Consider the following 22,254-nt stretch of genomic DNA (forward strand, 5'->3'; position numbering starts at 1 on the left):
TCTTGCACCTACTACTTCAATTACTTTACCTCGTGCATCTGAATCTCTGTAATTTTTTCTTAAAAACTTCTTGCCTGAAAAGATAGACAAATAACTATTTCTATAGCTAAATGATTGATTATAGAACGTCATCCATTGAGGTATCTGATATCAGTTTAGTAAACCCACCTTCCATTGTGGCAGGCCCGTTGCTGCGTCACTGCGACAGCAACAACATCACCTTTTGGTTGGTCACATCGAAACCTTTTGATTTTGCTTGCCAATTATTTAATGCAGAGAACAGCAAGGTACTTGTTGATCGCGACATTGCGGACGCCGAGCTGTTACGCACACAAGTGGGTGAACACGCGTTTATCAACCAAGTGACCGTCAAGTTGGAGCAAGAACTACCAGTTCATACTTTGATTGAATACGAGCTTGTATTGAAGTTCAAAGACGAAACCGTCCTGCTGAGTCAAGCAATTCCTGATTTATTATACTCGGGTCAAGCTAGGCCAAGTTTTGTATTAAAACCGTACATTGAGAAATTGTGGCATGGCTCCTGTCGTAAGCCGCACTTTCCAAGTGAAGACGGTTTAGCTACTTTAGACCAAAGAATAGAACAACAAGACTTCACAGCTGAGAACCGTCCTTCGTTATTGATGATGTCAGGCGATCAAGTGTATGCAGATGATGTAGCAGGTCCCATGTTGTCGGCTATTCATCAGGTGATTGCCCATTTAGGCTTGTATACGGAGTCGTGGGAGAACGATGCAACAGACGGTGATATTCTCACCACCAGTTTGCAGCTTTTTGAACATGAAAATTGTTATTACAATCGCCATTTGTTTTTACCGCAAGACAGAGTCAATCGCTCTTGGATTGACCGCGTTTTTGCCGCCAGTAAGAAACCTATATTTACTTCTGTTAACGCGAAAAACCACTTAGTGACTTTGTCGGAAGTCATCGCGATGTATATTTTAACGTGGTCGCCCACGATGTGGTCTTTGGTGGACATCGATACCGATCAATTCCTGCCGGAGAAACATCGAAAAAAATACCAAGATGAACTGGTGATTATCAAAGCATTTAGCCAAAGCCTATCTCACGTCAGGCGTACACTTGCTCATATTCCTGTCTATATGATTTTTGATGATCATGACATCACAGATGATTGGAACCTAACCCGAGGCTGGGAAGAAGCGGCTTATGAACATCCATTTGCTAAGCGTATTATTGGGAATGCTCTGGTCGGCTACTATCTCTGCCAAGGTTTAGGTAACGGCGTTGATCGGCTAAAAGGTTTATCTGAAAAAATCCAACCCTGCTTTAGCGCACAGGGGGTGCAAGAACATGATCTGTTAGTTTCAGAAGTGTTGGCTTGGGAACATTGGCATTATCATTTAGATACGACGCCTAAAATAGTCGTGCTTGATACAAGAACGCAGCGCTGGCGCTCAGAAGATGATGCATCAAAACCTTCTGGTTTAATGGATTGGGAATCATTGTCAGCCTTGCAGCAAGAACTAATCAATCAACCAGCAGTGATCATGGTTTCTCCTGCACCTATTTATGGCGTGAAAGTGATTGAAGCCGTGCAGCGCATCTTTACCTTCTTCGGTAAGCCGCTGGCGGTTGATGCTGAAAACTGGATGGCGCATTCGGGCACCGCGAACGTGATGCTCAATATATTTCGTCATCACAAAACGCCACCTAACTTCGTTATTTTATCAGGCGATGTTCATTATTCGTTTGTTTATGACGTCACCCACCGTTTTCGCCGCAACAGCTCTCGCATCATTCAAATTACCTGTAGTGGTATTAAAAATGAGTTTCCGGCCGGGCTACTAAATGTTTTGGAACGACTTAATTACTACCTTTACGGGCAGTACTCACCGCTTAATTGGTTCACAAAGCGGCGTAGAATGCGCATCCGCGTCAGAAAACCCAGTACATCACCGAACAAAACTCTATTTAATGGCAGTGGTGTAGGCGAGGTGAGGTTGAGTCATCATTGTGAACAGGTGAGCACTGAAACCATCTCGGTAAGTGGAGAAATCGTTCAATTTGAATCCAAGTCTAGTAACGACTGAGTTCAAAATTCAGGCGTCTGAATTGCCAAATTGAGGCACGGATAATATGGCAAAATGCGTGCAATAGCGGTTTGAAAACAAGGAGAAAGCATGAAATTTACAAGTACAGGTAATTTTGAAATCAGTACATGGAATGAAGAAGCCTATGTAGAGCAAGCGGACGGCACAAAACAGTCCCACGCTAAAATAACACAAACTTATCGTGGTGATATTGAAGGCAGCAGTTCATTGCAGTATTTAATGTCATATCACTCGCCTACAGTGGCTGAATTTGTTGGTTTTGAAACGATAATAGCGGCTATTGGTGATAAAAAAGGACAGTTTATTGTCCGTCACTTGGGTAAGTTTGAAGACGGTGTAGCCAGCAGTTCATTTGTTGTGGTGGCACATTCTGGCACGGACGATTTTAGTGGCCTTTATGGTAGCGGAGAGTTTTCAGCACCTGCAGGGGGCGTAGCGCAATACCTGTTTAATTTTGAGCTATAGAGAGAAATAAAGGAGTATGAAATGAGTACATGGTTGCAAGAGCTTGAGCTGATTGGAGAGCACGTAAAGCTTGTGCCGTTATCTAGTGAACATCGTAATGCGTTAGTTGAAGCGTCGAGCGATGGGGAGTTATCAACGCTCTGGTTTACTCAGGTTCCATCAGAACAAACTATTGATACTTACCTCGAGGTCGCGTTTAAGGATAAAAGTAATGGTACAGCGTTACCATTTGTCGTGCTTGATAAAGACACTAACCAATTGCTTGGCTGCACTCGTTTTTGTAACGCAGTTACAAAAAATAAAAGAGTTGAGATTGGCTATACTTGGTATCGAAAAAGTGTGCAACGTACTATTGTTAATACTGAATGTAAGTACTTGCTGTTATCACATGCTTTTGAAAATCTTAAGGCAATAGCTGTGGAATTTAGAACCCATTGGCATAATCACGCATCGCGCAACGCCATTGCCCGCCTAGGAGCAAAACAAGATGGTGTATTGCGAAACTTTTCGGTTGAACCTGATGGCGCCTATCGAGACACCGTTGTTTTTTCAATTATTAACAATGAATGGCCGTCGGTGAAAAAGTCTTTAGCCTTTAAACTTAATCAAACTGAATAATTGGTAATCATGGAGGATTTAAAATATGGCAGGGAACTATCCAGATAAAATAAAAGAGTTACCAATGTACAATGGCCGCTTTGATGCAAGGAGAATGAACGCTGAACAATGTGACATATTGTTTGCCTCCTATCCAGCGGACACTGTCATTGGTCCTCATACTCATGAAACGGAAAATTGGGGCGTGATCACCAAAGGCGAATTGATATTAACCCTTAATGGTATAGTCTCCCGCTACGGTATTGGGCAATGGTATCATGTTCCTGCAAACGCTGTGCATGCTGCTGAATTTAAACAAGAAACCGATGAGATTGAATTTTGGTTTGAATCCTAAAATTCAATCTCTTTAATGCACTATTTTAATACTGAAAACAAATTGGAATAATCATCTGTCCACAGTAATGTTTTATTAGAAGATTCAGGCCAGGGCGTGATCAGTTTTTTGACTTTATAAGTTGATAAAAACTGCTGGTTATTAGTAATTAGTACCCACTCAGCATCATTGGTATTTTCATCGTTTGCTTCACTCTTAAAATAGACCGCCTGTTTATCAATACTTTTAGCCAAGGTTCGTGTCAGTGCTTTCAAATCTAAGTGTGTATTAGAGATATGCAGTGCCAATACGCCTTGTTCTTTCAAATGAACCCAATACAGCTCAAACGCTTCTTGAGTGAGCAAATGAGTCGGTATCGCGTCGCCAGAAAAGGCATCGACAACTAGCACATCATAACCTTGACTACCAAACTCCAAAGCCTCTTGTTGTAATAATGCGCGGCCATCCCCCAATGAAATTTCTACCACAGCCTTTGATTGTTCAATGTAACTAAAGTACTGCTCTGCAAATGTTTTTACCGCAGGGTTAAGTTCATAAAAATGATAGTACTCTTGTGGTTTCCCGTATGCTGCCAATGTTCCTGCGCCTAAGCCTATAAGACCAACGTTTAATGGCTCAAAGCTATTACCGACAGGTATTAAGCTCTCTAAAGCGAGCGCAACACCCGTATCTTCGCGGTAGTAACTTTGAGGAATCGCGTGTTGTTCAGTGTTTAGTATTTGTGTGCCATGAGAGGTTGTTCCGTCGATCAATCGGCGCTCTTGTTGGCCCGATACTTTAACATCAACCACTTTTAGTAAACCATAAAAGTTTCGTTTGCTGGCTACATCATGCTGGTCAAATTGTCCTTGTAAAAGCATGAATAAATAAATCAATAACCCTAGTGGAACAGCTAAAACACTTTGTACAACGACTTTTGGAAAGCGTAATTTAGCTTTATCAACTGCGATGCAAAGCATAAATAACAGGGTCGTGGCAAAAATGGCTAAGGGAAACTCTGTGAACTGAACAAACACTCTTTCGGCAATTATAGAGACAAAAACACTGCCTAAAAACCCGCCTAATGACATGTAAAGGTAGAACTTTGTTAGCTTATTCGAGTGAGGTTTTAAGTGCACTAATTCTCCGTGACAGATCATACAGGCAGAAAATAAAATGAATGAATACATCAAGGTCTGTGAGATGATGTCAAACTGGGACCCGATAAAAAACATCAAAATGGCGGCGAAGGCACTGAGCGTGAAAAATGCAAACCAATACCAACGAACATACCACTTAGGGCTATGAAAACAGATAATAAACGTCAGCAAATATAAGCATAAAGGCAGTATCCACAAAAAAGGCACCGGTGGAATATTTTGAGTCATGGCATTTGTGGTCGACACCAACAGCATGACACCGACAGCTGAAAGACAAAGCCACAACAAGGGCACCCATTTAGATTCATTAAACTGGCTTGACTGTTCATGCTTTATTGATGCACCTAGATGTTGGCTTTGTTGATAAAGTTGCCAGATCAACGCTAAAAATAGGCTTGTCAAAATGACATAACTGATGGTCCAAGCCCAACCTTGATTCACTAATGTTAACCACGGCTCAATCACAAACGGGTAGCTTAACAGTGCTAAAAGTGAGCCTATATTTGAAATTGAATATAGTTTATACGGTAGCTTGTCTCGTGCAGCTAAACTTTGCCAGCGCTGCACTAATGGTCCAGTAGCAGAAAGCACAAAATAGGGGACCCCAACGGTAGACAGTAATATTATTAAAATATCAAATAATGGTGTTGCTGAAACAGACGTGTTAACAGAGATAGCGAGTGAGTATGGCAAAAACAGTATGCTAACGAGCAATAATCCACCATGGATCACTAGCTGATGCTTTATGTTCTGTAATTGACTTAAGCCATGGGCATAAAGATAGCCTAACAGCAGAAAACCTTGAAAAAATAACATGCATGTCGTCCAAATCGACGCCCCGCCACCAAACAAAGGTAAAATTGTTTTAGCGATAAGTGGCTGAATTTGAAACAGCAAGAACGCACTAAGGAAAATGGTTAGAACATAAAGCATGATAAAAATTAAAGGTCCATTTATTATCGAATAAGGAAACGACTTAATCGCTAATCATAACAACTAGTATTTGCATATCCTTATAATAACATTAATTAAAGTCGTAACAGAATATGAAAAACAGCGCATGGAATATAAGGCCGTGCCAGCACTTCTTATCTTCGCCATTATCAATTTCAAGTCTTTAGTCATCTAATTAACATCTGCTATCACCCTGATAGATTTTTCAGAATACAACCATCGATTTAATCAATTTTAATAATGAATTGTGTAGATATACTATGTACACGTCTGACGAAAACACGTTCTAATCTATCGATGGGGAAACAGGCTTAGCGCAGATGGGCAGAACAATTTGAGCACTTTCATGCTATGTACAAAACATTGTTCATTGTCGCATTGGCCTCGTCAAACTGAGCAGGTATATCAGCAATAGTGGTTGATACCGGACAAAACAATTCATCTATGTTTGGCTACTAAAAAGCCTATAAAACTATATGTTATGGGGTTTTATGATTTCCATTAAACAAATACATTACGCGTTAGCTATTGAAAAAACACTGCACTTTAAAAAAGCGGCTGACCTTTGCAATGTGTCACAGTCAGCGTTAAGTACTGCGATACATGAGCTTGAAAAGCAATTAGGTGTCATGATTTTTGAAAGAAATAACAAGCAAGTTCTAGTGACAAGCAATGGACGATTGATACTGGAAAGAGCGAAAAGAGTTAAGATTGAATTGGATGAATTAGTGCAAATTGCACAACGGGATAAAAAACCATTTATCAATCCGCTTACTCTTGGGGTGATCCCGACAGTTGGCCCTTACCTCTTACCTAAAGTACTACCTGAGGTGCGACAGCAATACCCTAGCTTGAAACTAAACATTATTGAAGACCAATCTCATGTTTTGGTTGAACAAATAAGAAACGGTGAGATCGATGCTGCGATAATGGCATTGCCTTACCCTATAGATGGCTTAATGAGCTTCGATTTCTGGCAAGAAGATTTCTATTGGGTGTGTCATAAAGATGAATGCCCCCAAAAGTTGCAAGAAATTACCAGTGAAGAATTAGCAATTGATGAACTTATGCTTCTAAAAGATGGCCATTGTTTAAAAGAGCATGCACTGGCCGCTTGTCGATTTAAAGCACGAAAGTCAGATTCGGGCTTCGACTCGGCAAGTTTATATACGCTAATACAAATGGTGGCAGGAAAACTGGGTACAACCTTGGTTCCGCACATGGCAATAGATCAGCTAGTAACTAATGAGTCAGAATTAAGTGCCATTCATTTGAATGAGCCAGGGCCTCATCGCACCATCGCTTTTGTAATACGACCCAATTTTGCCAGAGCCAAAGAGCTAACTTTGTTACAGAACATCTTCACGAAACAACTTGAGCGCAAATGTTACGACTCAAGAAATCAAACAATAGCTTCTTCTTAATTAAAAGTATTAAAACCAAGCATTAGTAAAAACAACAGTCTAATTTTCGAGACAGGAGAAAAAATGAAAAAATTACTTAACCGCATTACACACGTTTTCAGCAAACCGATTAAAGAATCGCTGCGCTGTAACTATTCAAACAATTATTACGGCGATCAGATTTGCTGCTCAAAGCCTGTAGTTAGCCCTAAATAATAATAAGGTATTAGCGTCATTTTTGTTAGACGGGCAGTGTGTTGTGGAAAACAGCCCGTCATTTGCCTCGTGCTAACTAGAGCGATAAATAAAACCGAACATCAACTTCAATTAATTCAATTTTAACAACCTGCCGATCAATTTTAGACTTTGTTTTGTAAAACAACATTAAAATTTAAGTGGGAGCAATCAGACAATGAAAGCAATTAATATATTTAAGTATTCTGCGCTCGCAGGAGCATTAGCGTTAACACTGAATCAAAATGCTTTAGCGTTTACTGGTAACACTAGCAAACCTAAAGGTGCTATGGGGGTGGGTAAAGTAGCCCCGCATCAAGCTAAATCTAATCAATTTTGGTGGCCTGATCAACTCGACTTGAGTAGCTTGCGAGATCATGATTCTAATTCAAATCCATTCGGTGAGAATTTCAGCTATAAAGCGGCTTTCGCCCAACTTGATATGGCGGCATTGAAGAAAGACATCGCCAGTATATTAACTGACTCGCAGGACTGGTGGCCGGCAGATTGGGGCCATTATGGGCCGTTGTTTATCCGCATGACTTGGCACGCCGCTGGTACTTATCGAACATTAGATGGTCGTGGTGGCGCAGGTGGTGGTCAACAACGCTTTGATCCACTAAATAGTTGGCCAGATAACGGCAATTTAGATAAAGCACGTCGCTTATTGTGGCCTGTTAAACAAAAGTATGGTGAGCAGATTTCTTGGGGCGATCTTATTGTGCTCGCAGGCAATGTGGCGTTAGACAACATGGGTTTTGAAACCTACGGTTTTGCTGCGGGCCGTGATGATGACTGGGAGCCGGATTTGGTTTACTGGGGACCAGAAGTTGAAATGCTGGCCAGCGATCGTCGTGATACAAATGGCAAATTGAAAAAACCATTAGCTGCCGTTCATATGGGGTTGATCTACGTTAACCCTGAAGGGCCAGGTGGTGTGCCTGATCCTTTAGCGTCAGCAAAAAATGTCAGAGAAGCCTTTGCACGCATGGCGATGAACGATGAGGAAACACTTGCGTTAATCGCTGGCGGTCATACCTTTGGCAAAATGCATGGTGCGCACAAAGCAAGCAAGTGTGTTGGTGAGGAGCCTGGTGCGGCACCTACTGAAACACAGGGCCTAGGTTGGAAAAACAGTTGCGGTAAGGGGCATTCTGAAGACACAGTTACAAGTGGCTTGGAAGGCGCATGGACGCAAGCGCCAACCAAGTGGACATCTTTGTATTTATCCAACTTATTGCAATTTGACTGGGAGCTATCTAAAAGCCCTGCTGGGGCAACCATTTGGGTGCCATCCGATGAATCTTTGCATAGTGCGGTTCCTGATGCGCACGTAAAAGGTAAATTTAACCCGCCAGTAATGAATACCGCGGATATAGCCCTTAAGGTTGACCCTGCTTATAGAAAAATAGCCGAACGCTTCCTCGCCGACCCTGAGGAGTATCGTTTAGCGTTTGCGAAAGCTTGGTTTAAACTAACTCACCGAGATATGGGGCCACGTGACAATTATTTAGGTCAAGATTTCCCTCAACAAGCGCACATTTGGCAAGACCCAATTGCTAAACCTGATCACACACTGGTTGATCAAAAAGATATCGCTAAACTAAAAGCTGAGATCTTAAATTCAGGTTTAACCGTTTCTGAGCTGGTCAAAGTGGCTTGGGCATCTGCATCATCTTATCGTGATTCTGATATGCGCGGTGGTGCAAACGGAGCACGTATTGCGCTGGCGCCACAAAAAGATTGGGCAGTTAATAACCCTGCTGAAGCCAGTAAAGTTATAACCAAGTTAAAGTCAATTCATGAGGACTTTAACCGTGCATTTTATGGCGCTGCAAAAATATCATTAGCCGATACCATTATTTTGGCCGGAGCTGCGGCAGTAGAACAAGCGGCTAAGCGAGCTGGTGTCAATGTTCAAGTCCCATTTGTTCCTGGTCGTGGTGACGCGACACAGGCGCAAACGGACATCACTTCATTCTCGTTATTGAAACCACACGCGGATGGATTCCGTAATTATTACGAGAAAGGTTATTACAAATCGCCGACTGCGGCATTAGTGGATAAAGCCGATCAGTTAGGATTAACGGTTCCTGAAATGACCGTGTTACTTGGCGGAATGCGTGTACTAAACACAAATACCGATGGCAGCTCACATGGCGTATTTACGGATAAGCCAGGCAGCTTAACAAATGACTTTTTTGTTAACTTATTGGACATGGCGACCAAGTGGCGTAAAGCAGGTGATATTTATGAGGGGGTAGATCGCAAAACTGGGGCAGTAAAGTTTACTGCAACACCAGTAGATTTAATTTTTGGCTCTTCATCTGAACTACGAGCGGTCACTGAAGCTTATGCTTATGATAATGCTCAAGAACGCTTTGTGAACGATTTTGTCAAGGCGTGGGTAAAAGTGATGCAAGCGGATCGATTTGACCTGAAGTAACAGCTCACTAAGCAAAAAGCTCATGAGGTAAAGCGTGATGAGATATTAAAGGAGTAAGTATCTCATCACCTTTTCTTTAGTAGCAATATTCAACGGTTAGTTGAAGATGGTCGTCTTCTTTAATGCTGTATAGAACATCATTAGCCTCAGTGCTTTGCATCAGTCTCACGTCTAAGCTTATCTTAACGCTTTCACCAAAACGGCGATTTGCTTCAACAATAAAGCTAAAGGCATTGTGGTCTAGGTCTGCGCCTAATCCCACCAACATCTCGCTGCTTTGTATGTCATTAAACGCAAGATGACTGCCGAAAAAAATATCATTTTACACGCTTGCTTTCGGTGAGTTTTCGCTACCTTCGCCTCGAGAATCCCAACCATATTCAAGCAATAAGCCTAGAGCTGCATTGCTCTCGAATACGCCAATGTAGGTGTATTAAAAGCCAGCTTGGCTAGCCCAAAAGTCATCATCCTCTGTGGTGCGATAAATGGTTTCCAGCTTCCACAACCAATCATCAATGGTGGCTTGCACATCAAGACCGAATTGATCCATCTGGTTATAGTGCTGCCTGAGTACAGCCCTAATTTATCCTCGCCCTCAGTGTCTTCTACGCCATCTATTTGGTTAATAACATCCACAAGGTGCTGAAACGCTGTTACGTCCCAATATTCTTTACGTATGCCGGCACGTAATTCCCAATCATCGCTGGCGTGAATATAGCTTGGTGCTCAGTTATTACATTTCTACTTCATTAGTCCATTTGTCGTTTTTGTTCAATATTGAATATGTTCACCGCTGTAAGCTGGCGTTCATTGAGTCGTGGTGGCAACATTTATGTTGGACAATTCCACGAAGATTGATTACACAAGTAGGAATTATATCGATGTTAACGATTAAAGAAATTACACAGCTAAATGAGTTATCCGAATTAAAACAAGCCTATTTTTCACAATCAACCTCACCACTAGACGGCATGTGGCATTTTGGTTTTGTTCCTATGGCCGCGCACTATGGCTTTTATGATGATAAAAACTTGGTCGGCTTTTGCTGTGTAAAAAGTGACGGATATATGTTGCAATTCTATCTACCCAATGACCTGCATTCACAAATTAACGATTTATTCGCCTTGATCATTCAAGGTAAAGAGTCCGTGATTGGCGATATTAATGGGGCATTCGTCAGTACCGCTGAGCCTCAATACTTATCGTTATGTTTCGATAATTTGCCGACAATAAGCGTTAATGCCTTGATGTATCAGCATATGGGTGTGAACCAAGTAAATGACGTCCATAGCATTGAAATGACTTTAGCCGATACCAGTCAACTTGAACCTTTAGTTGCCTTTGCTGTTAATGCGATCAGCGCGCCGAAAGAGTGGCTCATGGGTTATTATCGTCATCTGATCGAGCGACAAGAATTATGGTTCTACGCGGTAAACCAAGAAATTGCAGCAACGGGTGAGTGTCGACGTTTTGATGATATTCAAACACAATATGTAGATTTAGGTGTGATTGTCGCACCAACACAAAGAAATCAAGGACTAGCCACTCGTGTCTTAAATCATCTTGTTGAACTTGCTAAATGCCAAGGGCTAAAAGCGATATGCTCTACTGAAAGTGCTAATTTGGGTGCACAAAAAGCAATTGCCAAAGCGGGTTTTTTTGCTCCTCATCGAATTGTACAATTTGATTTTAAATAAGTTTACTTGCTATCAATACCACAGAGTATTTCTTACTACGTAAATTGCGTTTGGTTAAATTTACCGGCTTTATGTTGACTGCGTAGGGAGACAAAACCTATGAATTTTCACTCATTGTCCATATAGTAAGTGAATATTCTCACTTTTCGGACTTCTATGATTCATTGGTTACATCGTCCTAAGTCACCACTCGTAGCAATGTTTGTTGAATGCTATTGGATGATTGAGAAAAAACACGGAGCAGAGAGAGCGCAGTTTCCTAAATTGAACCCTGATCCAAGTGCGCATTTAATTATTTCTCCTGCAACTCAACCTTATTCCTATGACGTTGACGGCGTTTGTGCATCGGGTGTTGGGAGTCATCTTCTGTTTCCGTATTTACACACGTATCAACTTGACCACTCTCAGCCTTTTATTCACTTGGGTATTAAGTTTAAGGTAGGAGCTTTGTATTCTGCCGTGTTACCGAATCAATCACACCCTAGGTTGAATCAGATAGAGCCTATTAACTTCCCAGCATTAATCTTACAAACGGATTTGAATATCTCGTGCCTGCTTAATCTTGCGAGATCAAACGAGAAAGCCTGCTCCGAGCGACTCGATAACTTGCTTGTGCCCTGGTTATCCCAATTTAAGCCCGATAGATACAGTGAACTGACATCAAGGGCATTGCAAATATTAGACAGCGCCGTCATTGCAGAAATGGGCAAAACATTGCACTGCTCTCAAAGAACCTTAGAGAGAACATTTAGCAAAGTGACAGGGATAACGCTTAAACAATGCCAATCTATGAATAGGCTTGAGGCCATGTTGGAGTATCTTGCTCCGCTCAGCAAAGAGGAAATAAATTGGGTGGACGTGGCATTTAAATTTGGCTTTAGCGATCAGCCACATTTGATCAGGTACTTAAAAAGCCAATTAGGATTAACGCCCAATACTTACGCTAAAGAAAGGGGATTAACTATTGATATTTACGGCGGTATTACTGGTCTTAAAGCGAAGTAGCGCTACTTGAGCAACCATGAGGATAATTGGTGACTATTTGGCAGAATTGTATTGATACTAAGCCTTAACGAATAAATGGAATTATAAAATGAGAAAAGTACTACAAACCATAATCATGCTGCTTGCCGTGTCTGGCTGTAGTCAAGCGATTATAGCGAAACATGACAATAAAAAAAATTCAGGAGTGTTGACCGAAGGTATGAATCGTTCGGTTAAACCTGGTGATGACTTTAATGCTTATGTAAATGGCAATTGGATTGAGCAAACAGAGATCCCTGAAGACAAATCTAAGTATGGTTTGTATCCAAAACTGAGGGACGTCGCCCAAGCTAATGTCAAATTCATTATAGAGGAGTCTGCAAGAGGGCAATTTTCTGTAGGTAGTGACCGACAGAAGGTAGGTGACTTGTACCGATCGTTCATGGATTTGGACACAAGGAATATTATTGGGATATCTCCGTTGAAAACGCACTTTGACACTATTGATGCTATTGAAAATCACCATCAGTTGGCTGTGCTTATGGCACAGTTTAATATACTAAAATACGGTGGTCCTTTTGGCATACATCAATATGTTGATTTTAAAAGCCCAAATACTTATATGATATACAGCTGGCAAGAAGGACTTGGCCTACCAGATCGAGCGTATTATTTAGAAGAAGGGCAAACGTCTGAGGAAATCAGACAAAAGTATAAGCAGCATATAGAAGTTTCACTGTCACTTGTGGAGTTTGAGGAACCTGCATCCGCTGCAGCTACGATTTACAAGATTGAAGAAAAGCTTGCTCAGCATCACATAAGCAAGGAACAAAACCTCGATATGGTTGCTATCTATAATAAAGTTCCTATTGCAGAATTAGACCAGCTAATGCCTGATTTCAACTGGCAGGGGTACTTGGCTGAAATGCAGTTAACTAAACTAGATGCTTTAGTTGTTACTCAGTTGGATTACATGAAAGCATTTAATGATATTTTCCAATCTACATCGCTAGTTGATTGGAAATTGTACATGAAATGGCGAGTGACAAATGCCACAGCAGATCGGCTCACAGGTGCTTTAGATAAACAACATTTTAATTTCTATAGCAAAGTTCTTCGAGGTGTTGAAACACAACAACCAATGTGGCGAAGAGGTGTAAACGTAGTTAACGATAATATAGGTGAAGTTGTAGGGAAAGTGTATGTAACAAAACACTTCACTAGCGGAGCCAAACAACACATGTATGAACTTGTTAACAACTTGCTTACAGCTTACGAAGATTCTATTAAAAAATTAGATTGGATGACTGACAAAACAAAGGTGCAAGCCTTAGACAAGCTCTCTAAATTCACAGTGAAAATTGGTTATCCTGATAAATGGAAAGACTACTCAGCACTCACTATAGATAAAAAAGACCTCTTCGGAAACTTGGAACGCTCAGCCCAAATAATACATAAACAAAAACTGGAAAAGCAAAAAGGCCCTGTGCGAAAACATGAATGGGGTATGAATCCACAAACCGTAAATGCATATTATTATCCGCCGCTCAATGAGATCGTATTCCCTGCTGCAATATTGCAACCGCCATTTTTTGATATGAATGCTGAGGACGCGATCAACTATGGCGCTATTGGTTCGATCATTGGTCATGAGATTGCTCATGGCTTTGATGCTTCAGGCAGTGCATTTGACGGCGATGGCGTACTTAGAGATTGGTGGACAGAGAAAGATAAAGATGAGTTTGATTCGAGAGTGGCTTCCCTAATCGAACAATATGATTCATTTAAACCATTTGACGATTTGCACGTAAACGGGGAATTTACTCTTGATGAAAATATTGGCGATCTAAGCGGTATTAGCATTGGATTAAAGGCCTATCAATTATCCCTTAACGGTAAAGCTGCGCCAGTCATTGATGGGTTTTCAGGAGAACAACGTGTTTTTATCGGCTTTGCGCAAGTGTGGCGTAATAAGTATCGTGAAAAAGCACTGCGTCATCAAATCAATACTGATGAGCATGCGCCGTCAATGTATCGCGTGAATGGCGCGGTGCGAAATGTACCCGAGTTTTATTCAGCATTTGATGTAAAAGAAGAAGACGCGATGTATCTCACTCCTAAACGACGGGTGAAAATATGGTAACAATCTCCAGCTAACTACACGAGAAAATTAACGCTGTGTTGGCTGGGTAAATTTAGTATTTCAGTTGAGTTTTCATGATTGAGAACCCAACTGAAAGGTTTTTATGTTGATGAACAATAAAAGTTAGTCGCCGAATTGATAACGCACACCGGCATTAACAGTAAAACCATCATTTCTCGACCAAATATCTGTGGTCCAGCGGCCGCTAGGAGCTTGCTCAGGTAAAACCAAAGGATCATCTTTAGTTTGTCTCACATTTAATAAGTTTTCGGCATTAACAAACCAGCTAACTTTACCGATGGTAATTTGGCCTAATAACCCAAGGTGCCAATAGGCGTCGCTTCTTTCACGATATGGATTGTTTTCAAGGTGCTGTGTGCCAGTATAATAGGCTTCAAAGCCAAGCAAATGACTACCGTGTTCTTCCCACATCACAACAAGACCAGCAGAATGTTGTGGCGTTAGGGCCAACGGCTCCCGCCCTAGACTTGATTCACCCGCTTGAGTTGCGTCTGTATATAGGTAACTTCCTGTAAATTTAATGTCTTGCCAGCGATAACGCAGTAATAATTCAGCACCTCGAATTTCAGTTTCGCCATCGGCATTAACAATGCGTACTTTTTTATCTGAATAGTCATTAAGGTCATCAATGGTTTCTAATTCCGTGACATTATCAATATCTGAGGCAAAAAGTGTCATGCTAGTTTCCAGGCTGTCCAACACGTAGCTAATGTCTATAGACGCTGTGGTTGCTCGTTCTTCCTCAATATTTTCTAACGGCGCAAGGCGAGATAAGCCCACTTCGTCAATGTCTTCAATAAACGGACTTGGGGCGAAAAAACCTTGCCCATAAGCTCCCCTTATTGTCCAGTTTTCAGGGCCATATAATAATGAAATGCGAGGACTTACTTGCGTTCCATACTCGCTGTGCCAGTCTGAACGTGCACTAAACGATAGGGAAATATCATCGCTTGCTTCGTAGTCCAATTGCGAAAAAAGTCCAGGTACTTGATACGAGTAATTGAATTCTGAATAGGTATCAGAATCGAATTTTTCAGATTGAAATGCTAACCCAACTAACCATGCTGTTTCATCGGAATAACCAGAAACGCTTGATTCAATTAAGTAACTTTCGTGATTATCGTCTTCACTAACGGCGCCATATTCATGTGCATGGTCTTGATTCATTGCAGATCCACGGACGTTGACACTGGTAACTTCTCCTAGTGGTTGGTCATAGATAAAACCAACATCTGTTCTAAGTGTGTCTTGAGACTGATGGTATTCACTACCGTCAGGTACTGTAGCGTCGCCAATAGTGCCACCCGTTCGTTGTTCTTTCATTGCTCCTAATGTGACGTATAAGTTTGCCCCATTGCCGTCTTGCCAGTAGAAACGTGGACGAACACTACCCCTGTCGTAGCCAGCCATGTCAGCCCAGCCATCGTCATCTAAGTCTTGTACCGCTTGGTGGTGAAAACCTGTGGTAACGGATGCGCTTAAATCAGTGGTAATTGGTGATGCAACATACGAAGTAATGTCTTGGCCGTCTTTAGAGGTAACGTTGACCAATACTTCTCCTTCATATTCATCTGAAGGGGTGCGTGAAATCAAATTTATTACGCCACCTAGCGCCGAGCCGCCATAAAGGGAAGACGCAGAGCCTTTAATTATCTCTACATTTGCAAGGTCGGTAGGGGGGATCTGTAATAAGCCAATAGATGCTGTTTGGCCACCGTATAAAGGCAAGCCGTCACTTAATAATTGCGTATAACGCCCGTATAATCCTTGTAACCTGATGTTGGCACTCCCCAATGAGGGAGACGTGGTTTGTACTCTAACGCCACCAGTTTCAGCCACCAGCATTGAGATGTTACCAGGGCGCATAAGTGCTTTTTCTTGTATTTCTTCGCCGTTAATAATTTCAGTTCGTGTTGCTGATTCGGTGACAATTCGGCCTAAACGAGAGGCTCGCACTTGGATCCTTTCAATAGCGCTCTCGTCATGCTCATGATGCTCGGCTTCTTCATGGTGGTCATGTTCAGCGTTATTTTCATTCGCGTATGAAATAGCGGGTAGTAGCAGCACGGTTGCTGCTATTTTTAAAGATTGTTTAAACATTTTTTACCTTAAATAATGCTTGGTAATAATTCAGCACAATGGCGCTGACTAACTCGAAAAGTGAACGGTTGTAAGTAACTAAGATGTACTCATTTTTGACAAGGTAAAAATAGGGGGGCGGTAAAGTGATGTCGTAATTGATATGGGCTGTCTAATTTGCTGTGCATAATTCGCTTCACTTAACATGACAGTTCGAGATGAAGCAAGTGATGTATTTAAGTATGCAAAAGAAGAACATGCATTGGCAATGCATACACAATTTGCATCACAACAATCAATATCACAACAATCTGCTGCGTTATTGTCGTCAGCAGCATTTAAGTCGTTATGTGTTACTTGTTCACTAATACTTGATATATATGGAACTATTGAATTTTCACAGAAAACAGACGTCGTAAAGGCCGTAGCTTGTCCAATAAAGGCAACAAGCATCATCACTATTACGATTATTCTAGAAACTGCTTTCAACATTTAAACCTCAAATACATTGTGGGCATATTTTAAGATTTTCTCATTAAGATGTGAACAACTATGCGCAAGTTTATTCGAAATACTCTTTAGCTTTCGAGTGACCCAAGGCTATCATTTCTTTTGCTCGGTAAACTTCTAATGTTTGGCAGGCATTACGCGCTATTTCAATTTCAATATCGGGCGGGTAAGCGGCTAATTTTTGTCTAGCGATGGTTGACTGCATTGCATCAAACGCTTGGTTAGCAATATCGTACGCGCCCCAGTCTTGTGGGCTAACTTTATTGCTGTTTTCTGATAAATCGCTGATGAAGCTTTTAATTTTAGCTTGAATTTTCGCTATTGGGCTTGCTGTATTTTCTTTCTCATCGATTGGTTGTGATAATTCATTGCTATGCTCAATGCTGCCTCCCAAATTAACTGCAATTGTTAAGTCTGTTCCATCATTAAAAGTGGGCGCAATAGGAACAGGGTTTAACACTCCGCCATCAATTAAGTAGCTGCCTTTATAATTAACAGGGGTAAAAAACAAAGGTAAAGATATTGAAGCTCTTACTGCATCAAATAATCTGCCAGAGTTTAGCCACACTTCTTTTTCATTATTAACATCAGCTGCCACAGCAGTGAAAGAGATAGGAAGGTCTTCAATTAAGATATCACCTACGATATCAATTAACTTGTTTATTATCTTATCACCCTTAACTAACCCTCCTGAACTCCATGAAATATCCAATAATGTCATGACATCAACTTTGGTGAGTTGACAAACCCATTCTTCAAATGCGTCTAGTTTACCTGCGGCATATACAGCTCCTATAAGCGCACCTGCAGAACAACCCGAAATAGACTGAATACTGCAACCTCGAGCCTCTAACTCTCTTATAATACCTACATGGGCCAATCCTCTAGCCCCGCCACTTCCTAATACCAAAGAAATGCTTTTTCCTGTTAAATCCATCAATATAATCCAATGTTGTTCAGGTAAAAATTAGTTACCACACTACTGAGGTTATTAAGCTAACTCAAGTAAACTTATGTACATTACACAACATATACAAGCGCCGAGATAAGAGATAATTTAATAGGTAAATCAATTTAATAGTGGCTAGAAATTATTGCATGTTTACTGTCTAGCATTATTTCCTTGAACAACTCTTTTAACCTGTGGGCTGTACTCTATGAATACTTTACTAATAGACATCTAACCAGAGATACTCAATACAGTTATCTATGCATTAATTCTGGGTAATAATTAAATTGGTTACTTGTTCGGCGAGCAATTCTTCTACCTCTATTGGATAAGAACCTTTTTAGTTGATGAATCATAGTTTTGAAATCGCTCAATCTTTATAGGATACTTTCTTATTTCGCCCAAGAAGAGTGCTTTTTCTAAATGACCGTGTATAAGTGTAAAAATTGGACGTTCGTTCCTGATAGCCAAGAAATAATCTACGCAGACGGGCGAAAAGCGCAGCTTCCTTCTCGGTTAAATTCCTGTTTACTCTCGCTTATAACGAGTGCGGGCAAAACCGTGAGTTATGATGAACTACTGTTGAAGGTGTGGGGAACAACGCACAAAGATGCCAGCACAATATCTTCGGTTATTTCGGAAATCAGAAAATTGGTTGGCTGCGGCAATGACGGTCAGAAAATAATAGTTACCTTACCAAAGCGAGGTTATCGTTTTACGCAACCTGTAGAGGTTGTCGATGCGGAAGTGGTTTCTGAACCCCCTAAAACCAACCAGCCAAAAAGCACATCCACCACACCTGAGTTATTGGATAAAAGTGAAGCGGGCAAAGAAACACAAAATGGCAAAGAAAGCACTGAACCGTCAGTCATAGCGGTTAGAACAGAAAAAAGCACATGGAAATGGTTAGTTATTGTCTTAACCATTATCGCTTTGTTACTGGCTGTAAATACTGCTTTAAACTTAACCGAAAACACACAAGTCAGCCAATCTTATAGTGATTTTGAAGTGCTTTCCCATGAGGTTGGTAGAGAAGATGAATTTGATGTCAGTAACGATGGTCGTTGGCTAGTTTATGTGAATAAGGCACCTAATGTTAAACCGTCTTTAGTGGTTAAAGAATTAAGCACTGGAAGAACTCAGCAACTGGTTGCTAAAGATAACCACTACTTCGGCTCTCCTACATTTTCTCGTGATGTCACACAAATTGTTTTTCACAAGCAAACTTTGGATGAATGTGAAGTTTGGTTAGCAGATTTCAGTTCTTTTCACCTTGATTCAAATAATACAAGAAAGCTCACCGATTGCGGAAAGGGAGGGTTTTGGTCAACAACGGCTTTCTCAAAAGACGGCAATCATGTGTATTTTTCGAGAGCGAACTCATTAACAGATCCATTTAAGGTCTTTCAATTGGATTTAAGATCACTATTTGAACGCAGTATTACTTCACCTGCATCGTCTGGTCGAGGAGATTACGCTTTCTCATTGTCTCCTGATGGAAAGCTATTAGCTATTGTTCGAAATGTACTTTGGCAGGAAAGTCATATTCTAGTGCGCGATACATCAGGCAACCAAACAGAGAAAGTTGCCGAGTTGCCTTACCTTATTGACAGGGTAGCCTGGTTGAGTAATGAAGAGTTAGTATATTGCGACAAGAACGACGAGCTTTGGTCTTATGAGCTTGTGACTAAACAGCAAACCTCATTAGCTCAAATAGGTTTTTCATGTAACTATCCCGTAGTAGCAGCAGAGCAACTTTTCGCGATCAAAAAAGTAAGAATAAAAAATGCTATTTGGACACTAAAAAAGGGGATTAACGATCCATTCACAATTCAACCGTTAATTGAAAGTCCATATTACGATTTCAATGCGATGTTTGGCGCTAACGACAGCCTGTATTTTATCTCTGATCGTTCGGGTGAAGAGAAACTCTGGCAAAAAACAGTGCAAGGGTTCAAACAGCATGAAGAAGTTCAATTACCGGCCAATGCTCGAGAGCTCGAATTCTCAATAGACACTAATAGTCTTTATGGTTTGTCACAGAAGCGCCTATTTCGTTATGACCTTGACCTAAACGAGCTTGAGTGGCTTTCAAAGAAAAAACACGAAGTATTCAACTTCAGTATTACAGATGATGGGCAGCTTATTTTTTCGGAAGGAAATAAGGAATATTGGACACTTAAGTCTCTCGATTTGTTTACGCTTAAAATATCAGCTTTAAATCTCAACGCATTTTCTGCTCGACAATCTAACGGCCAGCTATATTTTACTAAATTTCATGACAAAGGGCTTTGGAAAAAGGATTTGCAAACAGGTGTGATTACGAAGGTCTTTGAAAACATCAACATTAAGTTTAATACGTTTTGGGATATCTGGAATAACGAAAAATTAATCTGGGCTACCGATAACAAGTTCAACATATTTGATTTAAACACGGGGCATTTGGTGAGTGATGAATTAACTTATCAAGGACATGTGGGGTTTTTAAAATGTAGTTCCGACAGATTAATGTGTACTTTTTCTTTTAGAGAAAATGACGAGTCCGAAATTATTAAATTTAAATAGAAAGATAAGGTGTTGATATTAAATAAAAATAAAAAAACCAAAAATAACCAAGGATTTTCCAAAGCTTTTATTGAAGTATTTGATGTTCATTTCTTTACTCTTTCCGTAAATGAAATAAATGACCAATCAAGGACTGTCATGAACAAATATATAATACTAATTCTTCTTGTTTGCTTAAGCCTTTTTCAAAAGAGCGCTAATGCACAAGAGTACTTAAATACCCTATTGCAGCCAGAGCAGGTAAGTGAAGATCTTGAACAGTGGTTAACCTTTTTAAATAAAACTCACCCTCAACTTTCGTATACCGTGGACAATGTTGATGCTTTTCATGCGGACGTCGAAAAACTCAAAGCCAGCATTACTCAGCCCATTTCAATATTGGAGCTTTGGCGGCATGTATCGGTATTTAATAGTGTTTTGAGTGACGGTCACACCGTCATAAATTTACCCAAAATAAAAACACTAGCAAATCAACACGTCAAAAATGGCGGTGGACTATTTCCATTCGAGGTCGTTTTTAGAAACGATAAACTGATCATAAAATCACAAATCAATGGTGAGGCGACAGCATATAGAGGGAATGAAATCACTCATATCAACGGTGTTAACACCAGTAAATTCATCGCGCCTTTGTTAAAGCGAACCAATGGGGATAGTGTGCTGTTTAGGAGGGCATTATTACAAAGACGATTAGCAGAATATATATGGCTGTATTACGGAGAAATTGATTCATTCGTTTTAACACTGAATAAATACGGCCAACAGCAAATCAAAACATTTGCAGCCAGTCATGATGAATTTAATCTTGATGATAATTTCGAGGAGCAATTTTCATTTGAAATATTGGACAAAAATAGTGCTTTATTAACGCTAAATACCTTCAGTTGGGGCGCTGAATATAAGCGTGTCATTGACTTTCTGCACCAATCTTTTTCACAAATAGCACAAAACAAGATAGATCACCTTATTATAGATATTCGTGAAAATGGCGGTGGTGACGATGTCATTTGGATTGACGGTATCTTGCCTTATCTCGCTGATAAGAAATGGAGAACAGGCAGCAAGTACAAAGCCAAAATCATAGAAGGTCGTGCGGACGAGGGAGAGACAATCGGCGATGTTGTTGAAGGCGAAAACAGCTTTCGAGAGCTCGACCCGAAAGTGAATAAATTTACAGGTGATGTTTCGGTCTTAATTAGCTCTTTTACTTATTCATCATCTATATTATTTGCAAATGTCATCCAAGACCATCAGTTTGGTCAACTGGTCGGCGAACGTACCGGAGGGAAAAGTGGCCAGACTGGAGGCACGCAATTTAAGAGCCTTAAACATTCAAACTTAAGCGTGGTCAGCCCTTTCTTTTACCTTGAAAGACCCAAAGGTGGTGAAAACCATATGTCAGTAACCCCTGATATTGAAATTAATTATGACAAAACCATACCAGAGCAATTGGTAAATAAATTACTCAACCAACGAAACGTTAACTAACTCATCAATGTGAAAGTAACTTTAAAGTGCACAGTTTAATTCTTAATTGGTAGGAATGAGTTGTGTCACTTTAGAGCCGCAACAAACGCAGGTTTATTTGTTAATCAGTGAGTAACACTCGACTTTTCTAAG

At 40.6% G+C, this 22,254-nt stretch carries 16 protein-coding genes; 12 read left to right on the plus strand and 4 right to left on the minus strand.

Annotation, left to right across the window (positions count from 1 at the left end):
• The first annotated feature begins 110 nt into the window (after nt 1-110).
• The 4 genes from QUE03_RS02750 (at nt 111) to QUE03_RS02765 (ending at nt 3,510) form a co-directional block, all read left to right on the plus strand.
• Nucleotides 111-2,072 carry a metallophosphoesterase family protein gene (locus tag QUE03_RS02750; protein WP_286264858.1) on the plus strand — a complete coding sequence of 654 codons (1,962 nt, stop codon included), beginning with the start codon at nt 111-113 and terminating at the stop codon, nt 2,070-2,072.
• Between the two features lie 90 nt (nt 2,073-2,162).
• Nucleotides 2,163-2,558, plus strand: coding sequence for a DUF3224 domain-containing protein (locus tag QUE03_RS02755; protein ID WP_286264860.1), 396 nt, complete (start codon nt 2,163-2,165; stop codon nt 2,556-2,558).
• A 21-nt stretch (nt 2,559-2,579) separates the two neighbouring features.
• Nucleotides 2,580-3,176 carry a GNAT family N-acetyltransferase gene (locus QUE03_RS02760; RefSeq protein ID WP_286264862.1) on the plus strand — a complete coding sequence of 199 codons (597 nt, stop codon included), beginning with the start codon at nt 2,580-2,582 and terminating at the stop codon, nt 3,174-3,176.
• Between the two features lie 25 nt (nt 3,177-3,201).
• Nucleotides 3,202-3,510: a cupin domain-containing protein gene (locus tag QUE03_RS02765; protein ID WP_286264865.1), complete on the plus strand. Its 309-nt coding sequence runs from the start codon at nt 3,202-3,204 to the stop codon at nt 3,508-3,510.
• Nucleotides 3,511-3,530: 20 nt separating this feature from the next.
• Here the strand turns inward: QUE03_RS02765 and QUE03_RS02770 are convergent, their stop codons facing one another.
• Nucleotides 3,531-5,465, minus strand: coding sequence for a spermidine synthase (locus QUE03_RS02770; RefSeq protein ID WP_286264866.1), 1,935 nt, complete (start codon nt 5,463-5,465; stop codon nt 3,531-3,533).
• A 629-nt stretch (nt 5,466-6,094) separates the two neighbouring features.
• On the opposite strand from QUE03_RS02770, the gene QUE03_RS02775 reads away from it, so the two are divergent.
• Together QUE03_RS02775 and katG are read left to right on the plus strand one after the other, a co-directional pair.
• Nucleotides 6,095-7,027, plus strand: coding sequence for a hydrogen peroxide-inducible genes activator (locus QUE03_RS02775; RefSeq protein WP_286264868.1), 933 nt, complete (start codon nt 6,095-6,097; stop codon nt 7,025-7,027).
• Nucleotides 7,028-7,418: 391 nt separating this feature from the next.
• Nucleotides 7,419-9,686 (plus strand): catalase/peroxidase HPI, encoded by a 2,268-nt coding sequence (gene katG / locus QUE03_RS02780; protein ID WP_286264871.1) that lies wholly within the window; start codon nt 7,419-7,421, stop codon nt 9,684-9,686.
• 76 nt (nt 9,687-9,762) lie between these two features.
• Here katG and QUE03_RS02785 read toward each other — a convergent pair whose 3' ends face one another.
• Nucleotides 9,763-9,954 (minus strand): hypothetical protein, encoded by a 192-nt coding sequence (locus QUE03_RS02785; RefSeq protein ID WP_286264873.1) that lies wholly within the window; start codon nt 9,952-9,954, stop codon nt 9,763-9,765.
• Between the two features lie 613 nt (nt 9,955-10,567).
• Here QUE03_RS02785 and QUE03_RS02790 point away from each other — a divergent pair.
• The 3 genes from QUE03_RS02790 (at nt 10,568) to QUE03_RS02800 (ending at nt 14,510) form a co-directional block, all read left to right on the plus strand.
• Nucleotides 10,568-11,383 carry a GNAT family N-acetyltransferase gene (locus QUE03_RS02790; RefSeq protein WP_286264875.1) on the plus strand — a complete coding sequence of 272 codons (816 nt, stop codon included), beginning with the start codon at nt 10,568-10,570 and terminating at the stop codon, nt 11,381-11,383.
• Nucleotides 11,384-11,539: 156 nt separating this feature from the next.
• Nucleotides 11,540-12,388 carry a helix-turn-helix domain-containing protein gene (locus tag QUE03_RS02795; protein WP_286264877.1) on the plus strand — a complete coding sequence of 283 codons (849 nt, stop codon included), beginning with the start codon at nt 11,540-11,542 and terminating at the stop codon, nt 12,386-12,388.
• 88 nt (nt 12,389-12,476) lie between these two features.
• Nucleotides 12,477-14,510, plus strand: a complete 2,034-nt coding sequence (locus QUE03_RS02800) for a M13 family metallopeptidase (RefSeq protein WP_286264879.1) — start codon at nt 12,477-12,479, stop codon at nt 14,508-14,510.
• A 123-nt stretch (nt 14,511-14,633) separates the two neighbouring features.
• Here the strand turns inward: QUE03_RS02800 and QUE03_RS02805 are convergent, their stop codons facing one another.
• Nucleotides 14,634-16,631: a TonB-dependent receptor plug domain-containing protein gene (locus tag QUE03_RS02805; protein WP_286264881.1), complete on the minus strand. Its 1,998-nt coding sequence runs from the start codon at nt 16,629-16,631 to the stop codon at nt 14,634-14,636.
• A gap of 184 nt (nt 16,632-16,815) precedes the next feature.
• Here QUE03_RS02805 and QUE03_RS02810 point away from each other — a divergent pair, with 184 nt between their 5' ends.
• Nucleotides 16,816-17,106: a hypothetical protein gene (locus QUE03_RS02810; RefSeq protein ID WP_286264884.1), complete on the plus strand. Its 291-nt coding sequence runs from the start codon at nt 16,816-16,818 to the stop codon at nt 17,104-17,106.
• A gap of 66 nt (nt 17,107-17,172) precedes the next feature.
• Here QUE03_RS02810 and QUE03_RS02815 read toward each other — a convergent pair whose 3' ends face one another.
• Nucleotides 17,173-18,057 (minus strand): patatin-like phospholipase family protein, encoded by an 885-nt coding sequence (locus tag QUE03_RS02815; RefSeq protein ID WP_286264886.1) that lies wholly within the window; start codon nt 18,055-18,057, stop codon nt 17,173-17,175.
• 435 nt (nt 18,058-18,492) lie between these two features.
• On the opposite strand from QUE03_RS02815, the gene QUE03_RS02820 reads away from it, so the two are divergent.
• Nucleotides 18,493-20,634 (plus strand): winged helix-turn-helix domain-containing protein, encoded by a 2,142-nt coding sequence (locus QUE03_RS02820; RefSeq protein WP_286264888.1) that lies wholly within the window; start codon nt 18,493-18,495, stop codon nt 20,632-20,634.
• 138 nt (nt 20,635-20,772) lie between these two features.
• Nucleotides 20,773-22,122 carry a S41 family peptidase gene (locus tag QUE03_RS02825; protein WP_286264891.1) on the plus strand — a complete coding sequence of 450 codons (1,350 nt, stop codon included), beginning with the start codon at nt 20,773-20,775 and terminating at the stop codon, nt 22,120-22,122.
• The last annotated feature ends 132 nt before the right edge of the window (nt 22,123-22,254 follow it).

The organism is Thalassotalea atypica (assembly GCF_030295975.1).
In the GTDB taxonomy this organism is placed as follows: Bacteria; Pseudomonadota; Gammaproteobacteria; order Enterobacterales; family Alteromonadaceae; genus Thalassotalea_F; species Thalassotalea_F atypica.